The following is a 16,510-nucleotide window of genomic DNA, read 5'->3' on the forward strand; positions in this document are numbered from 1 at the left end:
ATGGAAAGAATATCAATTTTCTCAATTATTACAGGTGATTCTGAATGGACATACTATTCAGAATAACATGAGCAATGATGAGTGGCCATAGGTTTCTTCCAGACACTACATAAACGATCCCAAAAACCAAGCCAATCATGCCAGTTGTAATGGATCGATCGGACAAATCATAACTGTGTCTAAACCCAAAAATGACAGCTTGAATAAGTACGGCTAAAATTGTGAAAATGAGTTTATTTCCGAATAAAGATTCAAATCGAGTAAGTGAGAAACCACGATCCTGCAATTCCTCTAAAAGAGATTCCAGCCAAATGAAAAATACGATGAAAATTTGTTGGATTAGGCTTTTCTTAACCACTTTGGTTATTTCTTCTACTACTTCAGTCGTTTCTTTTGGGGAAGGCGAGATCATTTTATAAACGATGATGCATACTATTGTTGAAACAAATGTGATTCCAGCAATACCCAACATTCTCCAAATATTGCTTGGTTTAATGAGACCTATATCTCTCCAGGATTGCTTTCGATTATAAAGCAGTATGGATGCTACTCCTACTGTAGATATGGATCTTAGCAAAGCATTGCCCCAAAAACCTATTTGTTCAATGTGCACTTCTCTGATGAGAAACATTACAGAGAGAAATATGATAAGGTCTTTTAAAGCATGAATCGGTTTCAACTGGCTTGCAGGATTGACCAGAGAGTTCTTTCTTTTTGTATTCAACTTATTATGAAAATTTAGTTATTGTTAGGATTTGGTATACTCCAAAAGATCTCCCGGCTGACATTCAAGTGCCTCACAAAGTGCTTCTAATGTGGTGAAACGCATCGCTTTTGCTTTACCTGTTTTCAAGATAGAGAGATTAGCTTCAGTTATTCCAAGCTTGTGGGCCAAATCTTTTGACCGGATCTTTCGCTGTGCCATTACGACATCAAGGTTTACAATGATTGGCATGGCTTATATAGTTAATTTGCTGTCTTCCATAAGCTTGTTCCCTTCCGAAAATATCTCTGCCAATACAAAGCTGATCAAAGCCCAAACTGCGTAATTGAAATAGAAACCGACTGAAATAGAGGCAGCATCATCGTAAATCTTGATAGTTGGAATTGCCAGTACAAACCAAATCAAAAACAGATTGCCCATTCTACGGAAAGAAGTTACATTTTCTGATCTGAAAGTATCTAGGTCTCCTATGGATTTAATAATACGTTGAGCAGTTTGTAGAATTAGATATAATACTCCAACTATGATCAAAGCACGAAGGACTAAGAAATAGAAATAAAAACTACTGTATTTGCTTAATGGCATTCCTTCAGCATTATTACTATTTGTGAACTTGAATATGCTGCCATCATGCACTACGCGGATGTCCTCGAAAAAACCAACATCGATTTGCCATACGATCATTAGTATGATTAAAATGGATCCTAGTAAGATGTCACCAAAGATCAGAATCCTAGTTGTGAGCTTTGCTAAACGTAAAATATTGTTATTCATAAGTAATTAATTTATGCAATTATATAAATAATTATTGAAAAACAATAATTTATACATTATTAACAATAAAAAAGCCTCACAATTATGTGAGGCTAAAGAGCTAGTTTTTCTTATTGTTTTTAAACGACTTGTCCGGGTATGGAGGAGGTGGGGGAACCGGTCGTGGGTCTTCTTGAATCTTTTGTTTTAAGTGTTCAATCGCTTTATCCAGTTGCGCATCTTTCCCTTTGTATGTAGCATGAGGGAGGTTGTCAATCTCAATATCCGGCTCAAATCCTCTTCCCTCAATGCGCCATTCACCATTCGCATACACACCAAACATAGGAGCCCTGGCCAGACCACCATCACTCAGACGATTGCCGCTATGCAGCCATATTTCACCTCCCCACGTTCTAGTTCCTATGGTGGTACCCAGCCCTAATTCGGTAAAGCCATCAGCAAAGGCCTCACCATCAGAGTAGGTGTTTTCATTTACCAGAACAGCAATATGTCCTCTGAAAGCATACGGCATATTCCAGTATGGTTCTCCTGAGCGTGCCTGCCAGTACATCCATGCCTTACGTAATAATTTTTCAAGAATAAAACTGTCAATGTTTCCACCCCAGTTGTATCTCACATCAACGATCAATCCCTGACGGTTAAAGACCGGATAGAATTCTCGATAAAACTGATTGATATCTCGGCTGCCCATCGCTCGCAAATGTAAGTATCCGATGGTCTCATCAGATTGCTGATCTACATATTTACGATTACCATATTCCCAATCATGATACCTTAGATTAAAAGCACTTCCAATTGGTTTTACGATGATATCCCGAACACTAGAACCACGTTTGACGGCCAATCTTACCTGCTTATCTACCTGGTTTCGAATCAGTTCACCGATATCATTCGCTGAAAGCGCAGCTTTTCCATTAACGCTTGTAATGATATCACCCACTTGCACATCAAGATACGGGTCATCCAATGGTGACTTTTCATCCGGATAGTCGGGATCTACCTTGTAGATGTAATCGATGCGGAAACCGCCAGCTGCTTCATCTCGGGTAAATACACCCCCAAGGTTGGCAACAGGGATGTTTTTTTCGTCACTTCTGGTGTCACCACCTCTTACACTGGTATGTAAAGCGGATAATTCACCTACAAATCGTCCGATCAGATCAGAAAGCTCATTTCGTGTAGTCACCCGATCAACCAATGGTAAGTATTTGGCATGCATCGCATCCCATTCCACACCATGCATATTTTTGTCGTAGAAATAGTCTCTTTCCATTCTCCATGCATCGGTAAACATCTGCTTCCATTCTTTTCGAGGATCAACTGGGAATTTCCAGCCACTTAAATCCACTTTTCCGTCGCTTAGATCACTGATTGGGCCTGTTCCTGCATCTACGACATAGAAAGTCCGTTGCTTCGACACTAGAAGCTTTTTACCGTCGGCTGTCATATCAAAACGATTCACATCACTGACCATGGTTTTTACTTCAGGATCTTCATTGGTGATTTTGATTACCGCGAGGTGACTTTTTGCTCCTACACCTGTTTCTTGTGAGGTCATATACAGAGCCTTATCATTTACTTCTAATCCAAAATAGTTGCCAGGCTTGACAGGAACTTCCATTAGTCGTTCCTGGATTCCATCCTGATCAATGGTCACATTTACACCTGAATCTTCTTCTTCGCCTTTTTTCTTTTTGTCTCCATCGTCTTTCTTCTCATCATCACCCGAATAAAGTTCATCTGCCGGCCTAAATGGTGATCGATTGCCTTTCTGAAGTGGAATGTGATAGATTTTTTCGCTTACATCAAAATAGGGTTCAGGCTGACGAGTTCCCCAAGGGCTACCTACAAGCGTGGTAAAATTTCGATCAGAGATGAAATAAATAAACTTGCCATCCGGGCTCCATCTGGGATTAAAACTATTGGCCCGATCAGTTGTAAGGGCAAATTGCTGCTTGGTATTTACATTATACACCCAAATTTGAGCCATGCTATTTGTTGCAGCTTGCACATAGGCCAGCCATTGGCTGTCAGGCGACCATGAGAAATCCCAGATACCTTCCTGATTGGTTGAGATTTTTGTACTTACTCCAGTAGCAGAATTAAGAACGTACATGTTGCTCTCCAAGTCATCATAAGCAATCCATTTATCGTCTGGTGATGGAGTACCACCATATCTTAATAAGTTGCCGTCATTGGTGATGGCAGTTTCTGTTCCAAGTCCATCTGCTGGTATTTTTACAAATTCAAATTCACCGGTTTCATCAGATAGAGCGATTACCGAATTGCCATCTGAATTGAACGTTGCATCTCGAAACCTTACCTCATCTTTTTCGGTGAACGAAACCGTTCGTCCTGTTTTTGTGGGCACAACGAATACACGACCTCTTGCTGTTATCGCAATTTTGGATCCATCCTTATTGGGATTCACCGAAGTGATGTATTGTGATGGGTTATCTTCCCACTTTTCTCTTAGTTGATCTAGATCTGAAGCGAGCGTAATGGAAATCTTTTCAGATGTATTTGAAGTGATCGAATATTTCCAAAGATCAGCACCCACCTGGTATACAATAACACCATTAGAAACATTCGCAGAACGAACATCAAAGTCAGCAAGAGTGGTATGTTGCTTTTTATCACCTCCATTTTCATCCATGGACCAGACATTCATGATTCCATCTCTGTCGGATAGAAAATAAATGCGTCCTTCATGCCACATAGGATGATGACTTTCTCCATCATAGTCGGGTGTAAGTTTGATGGCTTCATCTGAACCAAAGGTGAATTTCCAAATTTGACGAGCTGTGCCACCTTTATATCGTTTAGTTACATTATTATGGTCTGCCGGTCTTACGAAATATACCGTTTGACCATCTGAGCTGAATGAGGCTTCACTTGCCTGATCAAGTGGGATGACCGTTTTCACTTTTGTTTCTGTATCGATTGTTACTAATCGATCATCCGGCTTTTTATTGTATGCCCAAGTGGAATAAACGATTTTACCATCAGGTGTCCACGTCGTTGCGGTTGACGGCTCGCTTTCATACGTCCAGCGGGTAGTCATTCCTCCATTGATTGGCATGGTATAGATTTCTGTAGGACCTTCATAACTCGCCGAAAAAAGGATGGTGCTCCCATCCGGTGATATGATTGGGAAACGTTCTTCTTCAGGGTGAGTAGTCAGTCGTTGTGCCAAGCCTCCGGAAAGCGGGACAGACCAAAGATCACCTTCAGCACAAAATATAATTTTATCATTATGGATGTCTGGATTTTGATAATAACCTTCAAAGCCCTGACTATTGACAGTTGTCAACGAAAGCAAAAGCACGCAAAATAGTGCTCCAATAAAACGTAACGAATTGGAAAACATAGTTTTAGGTATTGTTGTACTATTAAAGCTAATTCTCTTTAGGATTACATTTTAATTTTTAACGCTCTTTAGGAAATCACAAGTGATGAACGGTCGAGACCTTATGAAATTCCATTAAATTCCCAAGTGCAAAAATCTAAGGCCAACTGGATATACTTAATTCTGCTCATATTGGCAGGAGAGGCAATATTTGTCTTACCATTTGTGTTGCAGCGAGTGTTTCGCTCAACGGTACTTGAAGTTTTTTCGATTAGCAATACAGAGCTTGGGCTTTGCTTTACTTATTACGGAATAGCAGCGATGCTTTCCTATTTTCTTGGAGGTCCAATTGCTGACAGGTTTGAGCCGAGAAAATTAATCGCCTGGTCCCTTTGGACGACTGCCTTGGGGGGATTCATATATGCACTATATCCGGGATTTTATGTCCTTCAACTTCTTTATGGATACTGGGGATTTACAACGATCTTTCTCTTTTGGTCTCCGATGATCAAGGCAACACGTATTTGGGGAGGAGCAACAGATCAAGGCAAAGCATTTGGAATATTAGATGGCGGGAGAGGATTAGTAGGAGCTTTGTTTGGAGTTTTTGCGGTAGCACTTTTTTCGAATTCATTGCTTGAAAATGTAGTCATTAACCTTGCTGAGCGGAGAGAAGCGTTTAGGTGGGCCATTTATGGTTCCACTACTTCTATCGCAATTATTGGGGTACTTGTTTGGCGCTTTCTTAAAACAGAAAAAGCAGCTTTAGAAAAGGTGGATCACCTGTCCATTGATCAGATAAAGGAGGTAATCAAGTTACCTTCAGTTTGGTTACTTATGATCATTATTCTTTGTGCGTATATGGGCTATAAAACCACAGACATTGTGTCATTATATGCAAGAGAAGTCTTGTTTTACGATGAAATTGACTCGGCGCGAATAGGCACTTTCTTACTTTTTATGCGGCCAGTGGTAGGGGTTCTGATTGGCTTTGCAGCCGATCGATCAAAGATTACACTTTGGCTGTTTATAAGTTTTGCTATCATGCTAATTGGATCATTATGGTTTACAAGTGGTTTGGGCTTTGGTCTTTTACCCGTGTTTTTGGTTTCAATTTTTACCATTTCAGGAGGAGTTTATGCAGCACGTGCACTTTATTTTGCGGTAATGAGAGAGGGAAGAATACCTCTGCATCTAACTGGAACCGCGGTAGGAGTTGTCTCAGTTGTCGGATTTACACCGGATGTTTTTGCCGGGGTGATCATAGGATATCTTTTGGACGCCAATCCAGGGGAGATTGGACATCAACATGTGTTTTTACTTTTAGCAACTTTTTCAGCTTTAGGGGCTTTTTGTGCATGGCGTTATCATAAGATTGGCACAGAGTGATGAAGCTTGCCAAAAGGCCCATAACTTAGCCAAATGAATCCAGCTGAGATCTTAAAGCAATACTGGGGATATAGCTCTTTTCGTCCCATGCAGGAAGATATCATTCTATCTGTCTTGGATGAAAAAGATACGCTTGCGTTACTTCCAACAGGTGGAGGAAAATCCATTTGCTTTCAAGTGCCTGCCTTAGCAATGGAGGGAATTTGTATAGTGGTTTCACCGCTAATTTCTCTTATGAAAGATCAGGTAGATCAACTGCAAAAAAAAGGTATCAAATCAGCGGCTATCTATTCAAGTATGAGTAGAAGAGAAATAGATATCACACTGGATAATTGTATCTATGGTAACTATAAATTCTTGTATGTTTCACCTGAACGATTAAAAACAGAAATTTTTCTTGAGCGAGCCGCTCAAATGAATATTTGCCTTCTGGCTATTGATGAGGCTCATTGCATCTCCCAATGGGGATATGATTTTCGTCCACCATATATGCAAATTTCTGAATTTATGGAAGCTGTTTCTATTGATCGAATGATCGCATTAACAGCTACTGCTACCAAAGAGGTTAAAGAAGATATCATCGATAAGCTGGGTATGACAGATGCTCAGGTCTTTCAAAAAAGCTTTGCCAGAGCCAACCTTTCATATTCAGTTTTTAGACTTGAGAATAAACAGGGTAAATTATTGGAAATACTGGAAAATGTCCCAGGTTCATCAGTTGTGTATGTACGAAGCAGAAAACGCACACGAGAGATCGCAGAGATGCTTCGAAGAAGTCAAATCTCCGCAGACTATTATCATGCAGGACTTACCGGGTTAGATCGATCTGAAAAACAGATGGCCTGGATTAATAATAAAACTCGAGTGATGGTGGCTACCAATGCGTTTGGGATGGGTATAGATAAACCGGATGTTCGCACCGTCATACACATGGATTTACCAGATTCGTTAGAGGCATATTATCAGGAGGCTGGACGTGCAGGTCGGGACGAAAAAAAGGCCTATGCTGTTGCACTTTATCACGTCCAAGATATTGAAGAATTAAAGGATCGAACGAATCGATCTGTTGTGTCTTTAGAGCAAATCAAGCGAACGTATCAAGCGCTGGCTAATTTCTTTAAAATGGCAATTGGAAGCCATGCACTATCCAGCTTTCCATTTAACTACGAGCAGTTTATCAATACCTATAATCTGCCAACTGTCGAGACCTATTCTGCTCTTAAAAAGCTAACCGATGAGGGACTGATTCAGATGACCGAAGGGTTTTATGAGCAATCAAAAATTACCTTTTTACTTGATAAAAGTGAGACCTATAAATTTCAAATTGCTAATCCAAAATTGGATCCAATAATTAAAACTTTATTGCGGCTTTATGGAGGTGAAGTTTTTGCTGGCTATGCTAAGATTAAAGAAAAGGATATCGGTTCCCTTTTGAAAACGGACAAAGTGCAGGTAAGGCAATGGCTTAAATTTTTGAATGACAGTGAAGTTATTGATTATCAGCCCGCATTAGATTCAGCGACAATTACATTCCTTACTCCTAGGTTGGATCCGGAAAAATTACCGATTGATAACAAACAAATTGAGTGGAGAAGAAAATTAGCTTTAGACAAAGCCAATGCTGTAATAGATTACATGAAATCTAAGGAATGTAGAACACAGATTTTTCAGAAATATTTTAATGAAGAAACATCTATTACATGTGGTGTTTGTGACAATGATTTGGAGCGAAAGAAAAAGCTTAAAACCAGTGAGATACCTGTTGATAAAATAGAAGAGGTGCTGGAGTCACCCCGCAATATTTCTGAAATCAGAGCATTAATGTCAAGCTACACCCAAGATCAAATCATGGAAGCATTGCGAATCCTTATTGATGATAAGAAAGTAGTAGAGAGTGGGGGGAGGTTTAGTTTATTGTAGTTTGGAAGTTAAACATCCCCCTAACCCCCTTCAAAGGGGGAATTGTACAGAATTTTATATCTAAGTTGTCCCCTTGAGGGGACTACAGGGGTGTTCATTGAGTATTTATGCTTCCAGCGCTGCAACCCCTGGAAGCACCTTTCCTTCCATGTACTCCAGCAATGCACCTCCGCCAGTTGACACATAGGATACCTTATCGCCATATCCAAGATTGTTTACGGCAGAAGCAGAGTCACCACCACCGATCAATGAAAATCCTCCATTTTCAGTTGCCTTTACAACAGCCTGAGCAATGGTGTTTGTACCGGCTGCAAAGTTGCTCATCTCGAATACACCCATTGGACCGTTCCATAAAATCGTTTTTGAGTTTTCGATGATTTTGGAGAATACCTCTCTGGATTCAGGTCCGATATCCAATCCCATGTAGCCATCTGGAATTGCGTAATTGTCAGTTGTTTGTGTGTTCGCGTCATTGCTAAAATTATCAGCTACGATGGAGTCTTTAGGTAGCTGAAGGTCAACTCCCTTTTCTTTAGCTTTTGAGATTAATTCTTTGGCCAAATCAAGCTTATCCTCCTCGACCAGTGAGTTGCCAATCTGTCCACCCATGGCCTTAAAGAAGGTATAACTCATTCCACCACCAATGATCAGATGATCCACTTTGTCCAGCAACTGCTCAATGATCATGATCTTATCAGAGATTTTAGCACCACCCATAATCGCTGTAAATGGTTTCTCGGCTTTATCAAGAACTTTCTGTGCGTTTTCCAGTTCTGCACTCATCACATATCCACAACACTTCTCATCGAAAAATTTTGCTGCTACAGTCGTAGATGCATGGGCTCTATGTGCAGTGCCAAAAGCATCATTGACATAGATGTCTCCGTGCATGGAAAGCTTCTCAGCAAACGCTTCATCTCCACCGGTTTCTTCTTTATAAAATCTGACATTGTCCAAAAGCAGCACGTCATCGCTTTTAAGTTGCCTTGACAGCTCATTTGCAGACTCACCAATGCAATCTCCACCAAACTTCACATCAACACCCAGTTTCTCGCTAAGGTTAGGAATAATATGACGTAAAGAAAATTTGTCTTCAGGTCCATTTTTAGGTCGGCCCAAATGAGACATTAGTACACAAGAACCACCATCATTTAAGATCTTTTTCAAAGTTGGAATTGCTGCATTGATGCGAGTCTCATCAGTAACTTTCATTTCCTCATTAAGAGGGACGTTAAAGTCGACTCTAATTAATGCTCGTTTTCCTTCAAAATTGTAATCTTCGATGGTTTTCATGCTTTGTTCTTTTGAGAGCGCAAACATAAGAAGCCTTGAGGAAAAGAATGCCTTTTAAACAATCCGATAATAGAAGGGTTGGAAAATGTAAATTTGTCTTTATGTCCAGAGTCATTCCTGTCTTTTCGCTCTCTGTTGTATTGCTCGTTAATTTCCTTGCCAATTACCTGCCAATTGGTGGTCGAACTACTGGAGAGGTGTCAGAAGCTTATCCAACGCTCTTCACACCGGCTGGATTTACTTTTTCAATTTGGGGTGTCATCTATGTCTTTTTGATAGCTTATGTGATTTACCAATACTTACCTCGCAATAGAGAGGATAAAACTTATGATCGAATCAATAGACACTTCGTTGTAAACTGTACGGCCAATACACTCTGGATTTTTGCATGGCACTATGAATTGATCACATTGGCGCTAATCCTAATGGGTGTGATTTTAGGTTCTCTCATTGGAATTTATAGGCACGTTTTGCCCGGAAAGATTGGTGGGTTTCGAAATAAACTTTTTGTCAGAGTGCCTTTTAGTCTGTATTTCGGGTGGATAACGGTAGCAACTTTAGCTAATATCAGCATTGAGCAGTCTGTGATTGGTATGGATAATTGGATCATGACAAAAACAGTATGGGTGTTTGTGGAGCTTGCACTAGCAGGAGCCATTGCTACTGTAATGGTGATCAGGTATCGGGATCCAATCTTTGGGGGAGTGGTGGCATGGGCCGCTTATGGAATTACAGAAAAGCAAGCCGATACTCCGGAAGTCGCTGGAGCTGCCGCTGTGGTTATGATTTTGGTACTGGTAATTCTAATTATTGAAGGAATACGAAGTATTGTATTTAAATAGCTATTTATTCCTTTCAATAGTAAACTGAACTAAATCTTCGAGTGAATTACGGTAAGTAGATTCTGGCAATGTTTGTAGAATATCTTTTGCCTTTTGATGGTATTCTTCCATAACAGAGATGGCATAATCGATTCCACCTGATTTCTTAACAAAATCAATTACTTCGAATACAAGTTTTGGTTTTTTCTCGGCCCTCTTTACCAATTTTTTTATTCGCCTTCTCTCGAGCTTTGAGGATTGATTCAAAGCATAGATTAAAGGCAAGGTCATTTTCTTTTCCTTGATATCGATCCCACGTGGTTTACCAATTTCAAAGGTTCCATAATCGAAAAGGTCGTCCTTAATTTGGAATGCCATACCCACAGCTAAACCAAATTGTCCCATTTTTTCGATGGTGGATTCATCAGCACCACCGGAAGAAGCTCCCACTTTACAGCACGATTTTATCAAACTAGCTGTCTTCTGGCGAATAACCTGGTAATACACATCTTCAGTGATGTCAAGAGTTTTCGATTTGGCCATTTGTAGTAATTCTCCTTCACTCATCTCCTTCACGGGCTCAGTAGTTATTCTGAGAAGATCAATGTCATCATTCTCCATTGAAAGTAGCATGCCCTTAGCGAGTAAAAAATCGCCAACAAGGACTGCAATTTTATTCTTCCACAGCGCATTGATAGAGAAGAATCCTCTTCGCCTGTCAGAATCATCTACTACATCATCGTGAACCAAGGTAGCAGTGTGTAGTAGTTCTATTAAAGAAGCTCCCCGATAAGTGGCTTCAGAGATATTTCCTGTAGCCCCAGCGCTTAAGAAAACAAAAAGCGGACGCATTTGCTTACCCTTTCTACGGACGATATATCCGGTGATTTTATCGAGTAGCATGACCTTACTTTTCATGGACTGACGGAATTTCTTTTCAAACTCTGCCATCTCCGTTGAAACAGGTGATTGTATATCTTTTAAACTAAGAGCCATTTCGAGTGCAATAATACTGATGTTGCATCTTTAGAGGACTATTTAAGTCCATTATCCTTTCAAAAAAGATGTTGAAGTATATTGTTTGAAATACAACCTTTCTCATTTAATAATCAATAATTTCTTCTAAGAACCTATCTTTCCGCCAATTTCTAAAACAGCTAAATGGGTAGAAAGAAAGTAAGGTATTCGGAAATTATTCCTGATAAGAGTGAGTGGCCAATAGTAAAGTTGTCCAGGGATAGAAAAGAATTTACAGAGGAGGTAACAGAAGATACTTACAATCACCTTACTGGTTTTAAGAATGGTTCGCTTAGAGAAGAGATTGAAACCACCATTCATCGAGAGAAATTAAGGATGAAGGCCAATCCCTGGCGTGTTGACCCACCAGATGAAAAAGTTTATTGGAAAAATATTCAGACCCGACTTCTTGATATCAACCCGGATGAAAAAGGAAAAGGATTGGAGCTTGAGAAGGAACTGCTTCAGGAGATCATCAGAAGATACACACAAGAGATTGCCGGCAACTTCAAGCGATCTGCTTATCAATTTGCTCAGAGTTTCGTCACGTTTGGATTTGCGAGGTTGCTTAATGCAGCCAGGGTTAAGGGACTTTTATCCCTGTTTAGCCGGCAATTGGATTTAGATGATAAGATTCATGTGATTGGCGAAACCGAACATATCCGTTCACTTGCTAAAAAAGGAACGGTGGTGATGGTCCCGACTCATTTTAGTAATCTAGACTCTATTCTAATTGGGTGGGCCATCCAATATTTAGGATTACCACCATTTATCTACGGTGCAGGATTAAATCTTTTCAACATCAAGATTTTAGCCTATTTCATGAATAGCCTCGGCGCTTATAAGGTCGATAGAAGAAAGAAAAATCCTATTTACCTCGAAACACTTAAGACATACTCGAGAAATGCTATAAAACGAGGATGCCATTCATTATTTTTTCCAGGGGGAACCAGATCCAGATCTGGCGAATTAGAAACCAATTTAAAGACAGGCCTGTTGGGCACTGCTATTGAAGCTCAGCGGGAATTGTATTTATCTTCAGATGAGAATGAAGAGGTCCGCAAGATATTTATTGTTCCTGTTGTAATTAATTATCACTTTACCCTTGAAGCTCCTTCGCTTATCCGAGATTATTTGAAACGTACGGGTCGGGAGCGATACTATGTAGAAGCTGATGAGTTTTCAACTTCATACAAGCTGGGAACTTTTATGTTCAAGTTTTTCGCCAAAGGATCTGATATATCAGTCAATGTGGGAAGAGGAATGGATATCCTTGGAAATTACGTGGATAATGATGGAAATAGCTTTGATAAAAACGGTAACCTCATAAATGTAAAAGATTACTTTCTGCGAGATAGGAAAATCACTTTTGATGCTCAGCGAGAAAAAGAATATGTGAGAGTACTTTCAAAACGAATTGTTGAGGAGTATCATAAATATAATCGCGTATTTGCAAGTCACCTGGTAGCATTTACAGCATTTAAAATGCTGGAGAGGAGAAATCCTAAACTTGACCTATATCATGTACTCAGACTGCCAGATGAAGATTTAGTTCTTGATTATGAGGAGTTCAAGAAGAATTTCAAAATTCTTAGGTCAAAGCTAGAGAAGCTTCATAAAAAAGGCCAGGTGGATATGGCAGATCATATGAAGAAAAGAGCTACGGATGCGATCGAACATGGATTGCAGAATGTTGGATTGTATCATGATCAGCGACCCCTCATTAAAAAGGGTGATAAGATCATTGTGCAAGACACCAATACTTTATACTACTATCACAATAGAATGAATGGATATGAACTCGAAAAGTACATCTGATGAGGTAGTAGGAGTTATTGGTGCCGGAAGTTTTGGTACAGCTGTAGCAAATATTCTAGCGGAGAATAACGCCAAAGTCATACTCTATATAAGAGATCCTGAGAAAACAAAAAAGATTGAAAAGGAGAGGGTGAGCTCCGGACAAAAGCTCCGTAAGAACATTGAGGTTACGAACAATCTGGAAGAAGTTCCACAGCAGTGTGAGGTCATATTTCCTATGGTACCTTCAGCCAATTTTAGGGATATGGTGATTAAACTCGCACCACATTTACGTCCTTATCACGTCTTAATTCATGGGACAAAGGGTTTCGATTTATTTGTGCCAACCGAGCAAAAAATTGACAAGAATAACCCGCTCACCAGAGAACATGTCAAAACGATTTCGGAGGTTATTAAAGAAGAGACTTCTGTTCTTAGGATTGGATGCTTGGCTGGCCCCAATCTGGCAAAAGAGTTGGATCAAAGAAAGCCAGCTGCATCTGTGGTTGCATCTCATTTTGATGAGGTTGTTAAGATTGGACAGAGACTTCTGAAAAATGATCGTTTCATGATTTATGGTAGTCGTGATCTTATAGGGATAGAACTGTGTGGTATCTTAAAAAATATCATTGCGGTAGGTGCTGGAACAATCGCTGGAATGAACCTGGGCGAAAATGCCAAATCACTCTTTATAAGTAGAGGTTTGGTTGAGATGGTTTACATAGGCAAAGCACTAGGTGGAAATGCTCAGGCTTTTCTTGGCCTGGCCGGAGTAGGGGATTTGATAGCAACGTGCACTTCAAATTTGAGTAGAAATTTTACTGTAGGGTATAGGTTGGCAAAGGGAGAAAAGCTGGAGGAAATAATCGAATCAATGGATGAAGTGGCTGAAGGCATCAAGACCATCAATATAGTGAATCAGCTTGCTGAATCTTATCGAGTCAGATGTCCAATTACAGAGACCCTATATCGCATCATCCATGATGAAATGACCATTCAGGAGGCTCATACCTATTTGATGAGTTTTCCATTTAGAGCTGAGATTGATTTTATTGAAACATAAAAAAAGCTGCAAGTATCTTGCAGCTTTTTTAATTTGATTTTAGTCCATTTTCAATCTGAGATTCCCATAGCTCGAGTCAATCCGTATGATTTTGTTAGGATCACCTTTCCCTATTTTACCTCTGTAATTGCTCTTGTTGGATTCTTTTACCCGATAGTTAAACGTAGCGTCCACATCAGATGAGATCTTCAAATCAGCAAAGGAAAATTCAGCATTAATGTCTGCATTTATACCCTCTTCTAATCCAATTTCGTAAGAACCAAACTTTCCATCGATATCAACCAGTGTAAATGTAGTTGCCAGTTTGTCTATCTTAAAATCCCCTAGATAGCTACAATCCAATTCAATGCTGCCAGTAAGTTCTTCTATGTCGAGACTGGTAAAGTGAGCATCTGCATCTATTTTTCCAGCTTTCTCTATTTCTACTTTTCCGTATTTGCTTTCTAATTCAAGGTCAACTACTTCTCCAATTTCAATGTCCGAGAAACCTTGTTCCAAATCCAACCTATTCGCATTGTCTATCTCAAAATTGCTATACTTAATGGTAGCTTCTCCATCAATTATTCTACCAACGCTACCATTCCCGAAAGAGACTTTTATTTTCGCATCTCCGCCCACATCTCCGACTTTCAGTGATCCATATGATACATTGATGTCTAAGTCATTTTCTCTGTCACCCATGGTCACATCTCCAAAACTATTTCTGATTTCCAAGGGATTCCTTTCAGGCATGTAAACCGTATAGTTTATTTCAAACCCTTCTTCATTTTTGTTTTTGGTACTTGAAATTTCCGTTTCAAATACGATCTCTGCACTACTCTCCGTTATATCTATTTCAATGGCGTCAAGGATTCTCTGGGCACGCTCTTCATTCCTTCCTTTACCAATAATTTCTACCTTAATGTCAAATTCACTTTTCTCCCACGAGTTGATTTCTACTTTCCCAAACTTGTTCTCGATTTGCAGCTTGGTTGTCGCACTTACTTTGTAATTTTTCTCTACATGTTTCTTTTTTTGGTCCTGATCTTTTGCCCAGGAAAAGGTGAATAGAAGAAGGCATATTACGAGTAAGTTATATTTCAAATGATATGTCGTTTTCATTGTTTTGGTTTTTGATGTTTTGCAAAATGTCCAGTTGTTTATTTAGGATTTCAAGTCTCAGCTGCAAGTTGCTGATCATTGCATCCATCACCCGGTCATTGGAAGCATTCGTCTGGTAGGTTTTCTTCAGTTCTACATACATAGAGTCGAGTTGGTCGATCTCTACCAAAAATTGTTCATGTTGTTCAGGAGTCAATTGCTCTTCAATCATTAAACGCTTCTGTGAAATCAATTTCACATAATAGTCCTCTGCCTGAGTAAACTCTTCACTTAGCATTGGTCCTTCATCTACTGCATTGATATTCCTGTCAATCATTAGGTAGACAGTAGAAACCATAAAAAGTACAGCCGCTACCTTCCACATGGCAGGCCAGTAGGATCGTTTTTTAGCTAATTTCTGATCAATTTCAGACCATACATTTACCGATGGGTCAGCATCATCAAATGCATCTCTATTCTCCATGATGAATTTTTCCAAATGGTCACCCATAGTTCACCTCCTGTTTAATAATCATTTTCAATTTGTCTTTTGCTCGCTTATACTGAGATTTCGATGTTGACTCTGTTATTCCCAGTATTTCGCTTATTTCTTTATGGTCGTACCCTTCAAATAAATAAAGAGTTAGTACCGTTCTGAATCCTGAAGGCAATTCTTTCATTGCATTCTTAATCTGATCAACAGTATAGTTTGGCTCAGATTTTTCCGGTTCATATTCACTAGCATCTTCTTTAATTTCTTCCGCTAGCATTAAATCCTTTTTTGCCTTCTGCACATGGTTCAGAGATTTATTTATTACAATACGCTTCAGCCATGCGCCAAAAGAGGCATCTTCTCTATAGCTATTTAGGTTTTGGAATGCGCTTACAAATGCATCCTGCAATACATCTTCAGCGTCATCTTGTCCGCCTGTTATTCTCAGTGCAGTGTTAAACATCGCTTTGTTATACAGTTTGTATATTTCAAACTGAGCCGAACGATCGTTTTCTCTGCATTTGGCTATTAGGCCTGCATGGATATTTACCGTATTTGCTTCCAATTTCAGGTTAGTTCATAATAAAGACTTCCCAAAATGATATGGGTTGCATGTAGATTATAATTTTCAAATAGGTTCATGAAATTTACTTAATTCATGACTTAAGTTTTTTGAAAATACATAATAGACAAATCGTATATGTTTATGTTATTATCTTGTCAAACGTATGATGTAATCTTAATTTTTTAGTTATTTAACTTATTTATTTATAGCGGTTTAGGGTTATTT

Annotated in this window: 14 protein-coding genes; 5 read left to right on the forward strand and 9 right to left on the reverse strand. The window is 39.4% G+C overall.

What is annotated here, in order from left to right:
• Positions 1–28 precede the first annotated feature (28 nt).
• The 4 genes from ACOMC3_RS03340 to ACOMC3_RS03355 all read right to left on the reverse strand — a co-directional run bounded on the left by ACOMC3_RS03340 (position 29) and on the right by ACOMC3_RS03355 (position 4,868).
• Positions 29–724, reverse strand: coding sequence for a CPBP family intramembrane glutamic endopeptidase (locus tag ACOMC3_RS03340; RefSeq protein ID WP_420318111.1), 696 nt, complete (start codon positions 722–724; stop codon positions 29–31).
• Positions 725–748: 24 nt separating this feature from the next.
• Entirely contained in the window at positions 749–955 is a 207-nt protein-coding gene (locus ACOMC3_RS03345) for a helix-turn-helix domain-containing protein (RefSeq protein ID WP_420318112.1), read from the reverse strand.
• 3 nt (positions 956–958) lie between these two features.
• Entirely contained in the window at positions 959–1,498 is a 540-nt protein-coding gene (locus ACOMC3_RS03350; RefSeq protein WP_420318113.1) for a DUF2975 domain-containing protein, read from the reverse strand.
• Between the two features lie 100 nt (positions 1,499–1,598).
• Positions 1,599–4,868: a S41 family peptidase gene (locus ACOMC3_RS03355; protein ID WP_420318114.1), complete on the reverse strand. Its 3,270-nt coding sequence runs from the start codon at positions 4,866–4,868 to the stop codon at positions 1,599–1,601.
• A 126-nt stretch (positions 4,869–4,994) separates the two neighbouring features.
• Between ACOMC3_RS03355 and ACOMC3_RS03360 the strand changes: the two genes are divergently transcribed.
• Positions 4,995–6,236 (forward strand): MFS transporter, encoded by a 1,242-nt coding sequence (locus ACOMC3_RS03360; protein ID WP_420318115.1) that lies wholly within the window; start codon positions 4,995–4,997, stop codon positions 6,234–6,236.
• Positions 6,237–6,269: 33 nt separating this feature from the next.
• Positions 6,270–8,156: a RecQ family ATP-dependent DNA helicase gene (locus tag ACOMC3_RS03365; protein ID WP_420318116.1), complete on the forward strand. Its 1,887-nt coding sequence runs from the start codon at positions 6,270–6,272 to the stop codon at positions 8,154–8,156.
• A gap of 105 nt (positions 8,157–8,261) precedes the next feature.
• On the opposite strand, the gene ACOMC3_RS03370 is transcribed toward ACOMC3_RS03365, so the two are convergent.
• The gene (locus ACOMC3_RS03370; protein WP_420318117.1) at positions 8,262–9,449 is read right to left on the reverse strand and encodes a phosphoglycerate kinase; all 1,188 of its coding nucleotides are present in this window, start codon (positions 9,447–9,449) and stop codon (positions 8,262–8,264) included.
• A gap of 101 nt (positions 9,450–9,550) precedes the next feature.
• Here ACOMC3_RS03370 and ACOMC3_RS03375 point away from each other — a divergent pair, with 101 nt between their 5' ends.
• Positions 9,551–10,291 (forward strand): tryptophan-rich sensory protein, encoded by a 741-nt coding sequence (locus ACOMC3_RS03375; RefSeq protein ID WP_420318118.1) that lies wholly within the window; start codon positions 9,551–9,553, stop codon positions 10,289–10,291.
• Here ACOMC3_RS03375 and ACOMC3_RS03380 read toward each other — a convergent pair whose 3' ends face one another.
• A complete protein-coding gene (locus ACOMC3_RS03380) occupies positions 10,292–11,266 on the reverse strand; it encodes a polyprenyl synthetase family protein (protein ID WP_420318119.1) in 975 nt (324 codons plus the stop codon).
• A 165-nt stretch (positions 11,267–11,431) separates the two neighbouring features.
• Here ACOMC3_RS03380 and ACOMC3_RS03385 point away from each other — a divergent pair, with 165 nt between their 5' ends.
• Both ACOMC3_RS03385 and ACOMC3_RS03390 read left to right on the forward strand, forming a co-directional pair.
• On the forward strand, positions 11,432–13,105 hold the full coding sequence (locus ACOMC3_RS03385; RefSeq protein WP_420318120.1) for a 1-acyl-sn-glycerol-3-phosphate acyltransferase: 1,674 nt from the start codon (positions 11,432–11,434) through the stop codon (positions 13,103–13,105).
• Complete coding sequence (locus tag ACOMC3_RS03390) at positions 13,083–14,147, forward strand: NAD(P)H-dependent glycerol-3-phosphate dehydrogenase (RefSeq protein WP_420318121.1); 1,065 nt, start codon at positions 13,083–13,085, stop codon at positions 14,145–14,147. Before ACOMC3_RS03385 ends, ACOMC3_RS03390 begins: the two co-directional genes overlap by 23 nt.
• Positions 14,148–14,186: 39 nt before the next feature.
• Here ACOMC3_RS03390 and ACOMC3_RS03395 read toward each other — a convergent pair whose 3' ends face one another.
• The 3 genes from ACOMC3_RS03395 to ACOMC3_RS03405 are packed head-to-tail and all read right to left on the reverse strand — an operon-like array spanning position 14,187 to position 16,285.
• Complete coding sequence (locus ACOMC3_RS03395; RefSeq protein ID WP_420318122.1) at positions 14,187–15,248, reverse strand: hypothetical protein; 1,062 nt, start codon at positions 15,246–15,248, stop codon at positions 14,187–14,189.
• Positions 15,220–15,738, reverse strand: a complete 519-nt coding sequence (locus ACOMC3_RS03400; RefSeq protein ID WP_420318123.1) for a hypothetical protein — start codon at positions 15,736–15,738, stop codon at positions 15,220–15,222. The genes ACOMC3_RS03395 and ACOMC3_RS03400 overlap by 29 nt, the downstream gene beginning before the upstream one ends.
• Positions 15,731–16,285: an RNA polymerase sigma factor gene (locus ACOMC3_RS03405; protein ID WP_420318124.1), complete on the reverse strand. Its 555-nt coding sequence runs from the start codon at positions 16,283–16,285 to the stop codon at positions 15,731–15,733. The genes ACOMC3_RS03400 and ACOMC3_RS03405 overlap by 8 nt, the downstream gene beginning before the upstream one ends.
• Between the last annotated feature and the right edge of the window lie 225 nt (positions 16,286–16,510).

This window comes from Ekhidna sp., from assembly GCF_965212185.1.
GTDB lineage: Bacteria > Bacteroidota > Bacteroidia > Cytophagales > Cyclobacteriaceae > Ekhidna.